This is a genomic window from Kitasatospora sp. NPDC127060, assembly GCF_042724935.1.
Classification (GTDB): Bacteria; Actinomycetota; Actinomycetes; order Streptomycetales; family Streptomycetaceae; genus Kitasatospora.
In genome coordinates, this window is record NZ_JBHXEG010000162.1 from 1 (window position 1) to 6,483 (window position 6,483).

Consider the following 6,483-nt stretch of genomic DNA (forward strand, 5'->3'; position numbering starts at 1 on the left):
ATAATCACCCAGCCCCCGGAGCACCCACCCCCGGAACCGCCCCCGCAACCACCCACCCTCCCGAAAGCCCACCCCCCGACAACAGCCCCCCGCAGCGGCCCCTCACAGCCCCGGAGCCGAAGCCGCCCCCGCCAACGCCACCGCCACCAGAGCCCGCATCGCATGGACGACCTGCCCGAGCGGCAGAGTCGCGTCGTCGGCGAAGAGCTCCACCAACCACCCACCCCCCGCGTTCTGCCCGCCCGCCGCGACCATCCCGCGGTAGCCGGAGACGACCAGCATCGCCTCCTCCGCCGGGTCGTTGCCCGCCGCGCCCGCGCGCAGCGAGAAGGAGCCGCCGCGGACGGCCCGGCGGGTCATCGGGTAGTGGCGGAGGTCGAAGACGGCGTCGGGGGCCTCGATCTGGGCCCGCTGGGTCTCGGCACGGCTGCTGCTGGGCCCGCTGGTCATCCGGTAGACGGCGTGCTGGGCGGTGCGCATCAGCTGAGAGCCGGGCGGGACGTACGAGACCCACCAGCCGACCGCGTCGAGCAGCCGGGCGGAGGTCTCGGCGACGACCACCAGTTTGCCGAGGGTGTCGGCCGGGTGGACGGCCCGGGCGGCCGCGGCCTGGTCGAGAGCGGCGAGGACGGCGGTGAGCAGCTGCCCCGGGTCGGCGCTGTGGGCGGCGCCGCGGAACCGCCGCCGGTCGGCGGTGCCGGCCCGGCCGGCGGGCCCGCGGCGCCCGTCGGCGCGGTGGTGCGGGTCGGCGGCGTCGGCCAGCAGCACGGTGGGGTCGGGTGCGAAGCCGGGGCCGTGGCTGCGTCCGGCGACGACGGGGTGGGCGGCGCGGGCGGCCTTGGCCCGGTACTGGGCGGCGTCGGCGAGTCGGAAGAGCCGGTCGGGGGTGGTGACCGGTCCGATGGAGTCGCCGGTGGAGGCGACCCCGCAGGCGACCCCCTCGCCCTCGGCGAGCGCGAGGGCCCGTGCGCAGAGCTCCTCGGCGACGGCGACCACCTCGTCGGCCTTCTGGCCCTCCGCGAGCAGGCAGAACTCGTCGCCGCCGAGCCGGGCGGCGAGGCTGCCGGGCAGTTTGGCGGCGGCCAGGGACAGCTGGTGGGCGAAGCGTTCGAGGAGCCGGTCGCCCATCTCGTGGCCGAGCTGGTCGTTGACCCGCTTCAGTCCGTTGACGTCGCAGACCACCAGCGAGACCACGGTGTTGTCGCGGTTGTGGGCCTCCAGCGCGCTCTCCAGCCGGGCGTCGACGGCGCGCCGGTTGGCGAGGCCGGTGAGCGGGTCGGAGAAGGCGAGTTTGCGCAGGTCGGCGAGGCGTTCGGTCTGGGCGAGGCCGGCCGAGACCTGGGCGGCGAGCAGGGTCGCGTAGTCGGCGTCGGCGTCGGTGAAGGCGGGCATGCCGGTGGACCGGGCGAGGTACAGCTCGCCCCAGGCCTGTCCGTGCAGCACGATCGGCGCGACCACGCAGCAGGCCCGGCCGCGCCGGCGCAGCGCGGCGGCGCGTTCCTGGCAGTACGCGCCGGCGGTCGGGTGGACGTGCCCGGTGCGCGGTTCGGCGTTCTCGGCGGTCTGCAGCCAGGCGCGCGGCAGGCGCCCGGTGGTCCAGCGCTCCTCCAGGTAGGTGACGATCTCCGGGAAGTCCGCGACGGGGTACGACTCGTCCTCCGGCAGTTCCTCCTCGCCGGGCGCGAGTTCGCCGTGGTTGACCAGCACCCGCAGCCGGCCGGATTCGCGGTCCCAGACCGAGACGGCGGCCATGGTGGCGCCGAGTGCCTCGGTGGCCCGGGTGGCGGCGGCCCGGACGGCCTCCAGCGGGGTGAGCGCCCCGGCCATGTCCTGGGCGAGTTCGACCACCGACTGCAGTCGCAGGTCGGGCAGCGGGTCGCAGTGGTGCGGGCTCTCGCAGTCGCAGCCGCGGTCCGTCATGATCGCCTCACTGCTCACCGGATCGCCTCGCTCCCTGTGCCCGGCCCTGCCGGGCCCCCACCGGTCGGCCGCACCCGTCCGGCCGCTTGCACCAAGACTATGGCGAGTTCGTTCGGTTATGCCCCGTTTGCCCGGATGGAACCGCACCGAACCGTACGGTCTTCAACCGTTCGGCACCCGTCCGAGCGGCCCACCGCCGAAGCCTCGGGGCCCGGCCGCTGCTCCGCCTCATCTACTCCGGCGCCGTCTACTCCGGCTTCATCCGCCGCGACAGCAGCCAGGGCTCCACCAGCCCCAGCCCCCGCACCGGCCGACGCCACATCGGCTGGAGGTGGAACCGCGCCCCCGTGTCCGGCCCCGGCACCGGCAGCCCGGAGGCCGGCATCCCGGCCGCCACCGACAGCGCCTCCGCCAGGCCGGGCCCCTCCGAGTCGGCCGGCGCGACGCTGCCGTTCTGCTCCAGCGCCGCGGCCAACTCGCCGTCGATCAGCACCGCGTCCTTGGGCGCGATGGAGGTGAGCCGGCTGGCCAGGTTGACCGTGGTGCCGAAGACGTCGCCCATCCGCTGGGTGACCGTCCCGAAGGCCATGCCGACCCGCAGCGCCGGGATGCTGTCGTCCTCGGCGAGCGCGTCGATCAGGCTGAGCGCGATCTCGGCGGCGGTGGCCGGGTCCTCGGAGACGTAGAGGATCTCGTCACCGAGGGTCTTGATCACCCGGCCGCCCTGGCCGGCGATCAGGTCGGAGCAGGTGTTCTCGAAGGTCTCGACCAGCTCGCCGAGTTCCTCCTCCTCCAGCCGCCGGGACAGCCGGGTGAAGCCGACCAGGTCCGCGAAGCCGACCGCGAGCCGGCCGCTGGTGATCTCGTGGTCCTCGGCGGCCTGCACCACCCGGCCGGTGACGGCGGCCAGCTGGCGCCGCCAGACGTACACCAGGAACTGCTCCAGCTCCGGCAGCAGCAGCTCGACCAGCGGGTAGGCGACGTCGGCGCGGGTGAGGCCGGGCTCGACGGCCTGGGTGAGGTTCTCCAGGAAGGTGTCCATCTGCCAGCCGGCCAGCCGGGCCGTGGTCTGGCCGGTGGAGCGGGCCACCTGGATCGCCATCGACTCGCTGAGCAGTCCGGACTCGACCAGGCCGGCCAGGCGCCGCAGCGCGATCACGTCGCCGTCGGTGAGGGCCCGGGACTGGCCGATGTCGGGGAAGCCCATGGCGCGCCAGAAGCGGGTGGCCAGCTCCATCGGGACGTCGGCGGCGCGCGCGGCCTGGTACGGGGTGTAGCGGCGTGGCGCGTCCAGGATCAGGCGTTCCAGTTCGAGCGCGACCGTGGGGTCGTGGTTGCCCGCCGCCGCTCCGCTGCCGTCCTCTGCCACCGGTCCGTCCCCGTGCGGTTGCCGCACTTGCCTCGTGTCCTACCTGTCCGGGCGCACCGCCCGCCACCCGGGCGGACAGTGGCGCGCCTCACACCTGCCAGGTGGAATGTTCGCACGGAATCGCGTGATCCGGAGCATCCGCCCGAGTCAAGGAGAGGTGAAGAGTGCCGTTCAGCGCGGCTCGGGGCGGACGTGGACCACGTCCCCCGCGCCGACCGCCCGGCGTGCGCCGTCGGCGGTGCGCACCACCAGGCGCCCGTCCCCGTCGATCGCCACCGCCTCGCCGACCAGTTCGCGGTCGCCGGGCAGGTGCACCTTCACCCGGCGGCCGAGCGTGCTGCAGCGGTCCACGTACGCGCGCAGCAGGTCGCTGGTGTGCGGGTCGCCGGCGGCGGCCGTCCACTCCCGGTACAGCCCGGCGAACTCGCGCAGCAGGGCGCGCAGCAGGACGGAGCGGTCGGTGGTGGTGGCGCCGGACAGCGCGAGCGAGGCGGCGGTGGGGACGGGCAGTTCGGCGGTGCGCAGCGAGACGTTGAGGCCCATCCCGACCACCACGGCGCCGCCGCTCAGTTCGGTGAGGATGCCGCCGAGCTTGCGCTCCGCGCCGTCGATCTCCGTCTGGAGGTCGTTGGGCCACTTCAGCCCGACCTCGACCCCGGCCACCCGGTCGAGGGTGCTGGCGACGGCCACCCCGACCAGGATCGGCAGCCAGCCGTACCGCTCGACCGGCACCTCCTCGGGGCGCAGCAGGAAGGACGTGAACAGTCCGGAGCGGGCCGGGGCGGTCCACTGCCGGTCCAGCCGACCGCGGGCGGCGCTCTGCGCCTCGGCGATCAGCACGGTGCCCTGCGGGGCGCCGGCGCGGGCCCGTTCGGCGAGGTCGCTGTTGGTCGAGCCGGTCTCGGCGACGACGTCCAGCGAGGTCCAGAGCCCGCCCGGGACGACCAGTTCGCGGCGCAGCGCCGCCTGGTCCAGCGGCGGCCGGTCCAGGTCGGTCCAGGGGGACGGTCCGGTACGGCCGAAGCCGCGCAGTCCGCTGCGGCGGGGGGTCTCGGGTGCGGTCATGGTGGCCACCCTAGGACCAGGACGGGCCCGCGGCAGGACGGACCACAGAGGCGCAGTCCGCCCCATCGTCCCGCAGAACGCTCGTTGACACACTGTGTCGATGGCCATAACGCCAGGACATGCCGTATCGCCCTTCGCGCTGGCTACGCTACGCAGCGGTAGTTCGCAGCGCCGCCCTGCCCTCGTGCGCGAGCCCCCGATCCCGGCCCGCGCGCACTCGAACAGGTCGCGGCCGATGATCAGGGAGAGCCACCGGATGACCGAGGCGCCGTACGACCCCCACACCACCGCCGGCAAGCTCGCCGACCTGCGGCGCAGGCTGGACGAGGCGGTGCACTCCGGCTCGTCCAAGGCCGTGGAGAAGCAGCACGCCAAGGGCAAGCAGACCGCGCGCGAGCGGGTCCTGGAGCTGCTGGACGAGGACTCCTTCGTGGAGTTCGACGAGTTCGCCCGGCACCGCTCGACCAACTTCGGGCAGGAGAAGACCCGCCCGTACGGCGACGGCGTGGTGACCGGCTACGGCACCGTCGACGGCCGTCAGGTCGCCGTCTTCGCCCAGGACTTCACCGTCTTCGGCGGCTCGCTCGGCGAGGTCTTCGGCGAGAAGATCGTCAAGGTGATGGACTTCGCGCTGAAGACCGGCTGCCCGGTCATCGGCATCAACGACTCGGGTGGCGCCCGGATCCAGGAGGGCGTGGTCTCGCTCGGCCTGTACGGCGAGATCTTCCGCCGCAACGTGCACGCCTCGGGCGTCATCCCGCAGATCTCGCTGATCATGGGCCCCTGCGCGGGCGGCGCGGTCTACTCCCCGGCGATCACCGACTTCGTGGTGATGGCCGACCAGACCTCGCACATGTTCATCACCGGCCCGGACGTGATCAAGACGGTGACCGGCGAGGACGTCGGCATGGAGGAGCTGGGCGGCGCCCGCACCCACAACACCAAGTCCGGCAACGCCCACTACCTGGCCACGGACGAGAAGGAGGCGATCGAGTACGTCAAGAGCCTGCTGTCGTACCTGCCCTCCAACAACCTGAGCGACCCGCCGTCCTACCCCGAGCAGGCGGACCTCACGGTCACCGACGAGGACCTCGAACTCGACGCCATCGTGCCGGACTCGGCGAACCAGCCGTACGACATGCGCAAGGTGATCGAGCACATCGTCGACGACGGCGAGTTCCTGGAGACCCAGCCGCTGTACGCGGGCAACATCATCACCGGCTTCGGCCGGGTCGAGGGCCACGCGGTCGGCGTCGTCGGCAACCAGCCGATGGACCTGGCCGGCTGCCTGGACATCAACGCCAGCGAGAAGGCCGCGCGCTTCATCCGCACCTGCGACTCCTTCAACATCCCGGTGCTGACCTTCGTGGACGTGCCCGGCTTCCTGCCCGGCACCGAGCAGGAGTGGGACGGCATCATCCGCCGCGGCGCCAAGCTGATCTACGCCTACGCCGAGGCGACCGTCCCGCTGATCACCGTGATCACCCGCAAGGCCTTCGGCGGCGCGTACGACGTGATGGGCTCCAAGCACCTGGGCGCCGACCTCAACCTGGCCTGGCCGACCGCGCAGATCGCGGTGATGGGCGCCCAGGGCGCGGTCAACATCCTGCACCGCCGGGAGATCGCCGAGGCCCAGGCGGCCGGCACCGTCGACGAGAAGCGGGCCGAGCTGATCGCCTCGTACGAGGACACCCTGCTGAACCCGTACCTGGCCGCCGAGCGCGGCTACGTCGACGCGGTGATCGCCCCGAGCGAGACCCGCCGGCACATCGTCCGGGGCCTGCGGGCGCTGCGCGGCAAGCGCGAGGTGCTGCCGCCCAAGAAGCACGGCAACATCCCCCTGTAGGCACCACCCTCTCGGGAGAGAACCAGCCATGTCCCCGATCCACGTGCTGCACGGGCAGCCGACCCCCGAGGAGCTCGCCACCGTCCTGGCGGTGGTCCAGGCCCGGGCCGCCGCCGCGCAGGCCGCCGCCGAGGCGGCGCGCCTGGCCGGTGCCGGCCCGGCCTCCCCCTGGAACGACCGCTCCCGCCTGCTCCGCCCCGCCGTCCACCCGGGCGTCAACGCCTGGCGGACCTCGGGCTGGGCGCACTAGCTCCGTCTCCGGCGGCGGGGCGGGAGGTCGGCC

Annotated in this window: 4 protein-coding genes and 1 pseudogene; 2 read left to right on the forward strand and 3 right to left on the reverse strand. The window is 73.6% G+C overall.

Annotated elements, in window-relative coordinates; all coding sequences use genetic code 11:
• Positions 1 to 696: 696 nt before the first annotated feature.
• From ACFWIS_RS40185 to ACFWIS_RS40195, 3 genes and pseudogenes are all read right to left on the reverse strand, one after another.
• Positions 697 to 1,920: pseudogene (locus ACFWIS_RS40185) on the reverse strand (diguanylate cyclase domain-containing protein); the annotation flags it as partial.
• Positions 1,921 to 2,167: 247 nt separating this feature from the next.
• Entirely contained in the window at positions 2,168 to 3,289 is a 1,122-nt protein-coding gene (locus ACFWIS_RS40190) for an adenylate/guanylate cyclase domain-containing protein (protein ID WP_380463883.1), read from the reverse strand.
• A 171-nt stretch (positions 3,290 to 3,460) separates the two neighbouring features.
• Entirely contained in the window at positions 3,461 to 4,354 is an 894-nt protein-coding gene (locus ACFWIS_RS40195; protein WP_380463885.1) for a biotin--[acetyl-CoA-carboxylase] ligase, read from the reverse strand.
• Between the two features lie 235 nt (positions 4,355 to 4,589).
• Between ACFWIS_RS40195 and ACFWIS_RS40200 the strand changes: the two genes are divergently transcribed.
• Both ACFWIS_RS40200 and ACFWIS_RS40205 read left to right on the forward strand, forming a co-directional pair.
• The gene (locus tag ACFWIS_RS40200; protein WP_380463887.1) at positions 4,590 to 6,200 is read left to right on the forward strand and encodes an acyl-CoA carboxylase subunit beta; all 1,611 of its coding nucleotides are present in this window, start codon (positions 4,590 to 4,592) and stop codon (positions 6,198 to 6,200) included.
• Positions 6,201 to 6,228: 28 nt separating this feature from the next.
• Positions 6,229 to 6,450 (forward strand): acyl-CoA carboxylase epsilon subunit, encoded by a 222-nt coding sequence (locus ACFWIS_RS40205; protein WP_380463889.1) that lies wholly within the window; start codon positions 6,229 to 6,231, stop codon positions 6,448 to 6,450.
• Positions 6,451 to 6,483: the final 33 nt, after the last annotated feature.

Bases quoted from the DNA above. Each gene is read 5' to 3' on its own strand.
- ACFWIS_RS40195 (WP_380463885.1), bottom strand. From the start codon at position 4,354: ATGACCGCACCCGAGACCCCCCGCCGCAGCGGACTGCGCGGCTTCGGC.
- ACFWIS_RS40200 (WP_380463887.1), top strand. From the start codon at position 4,590: ATGATCAGGGAGAGCCACCGGATGACCGAGGCGCCGTACGACCCCCAC.
- ACFWIS_RS40205 (WP_380463889.1), top strand. From the start codon at position 6,229: ATGTCCCCGATCCACGTGCTGCACGGGCAGCCGACCCCCGAGGAGCTC.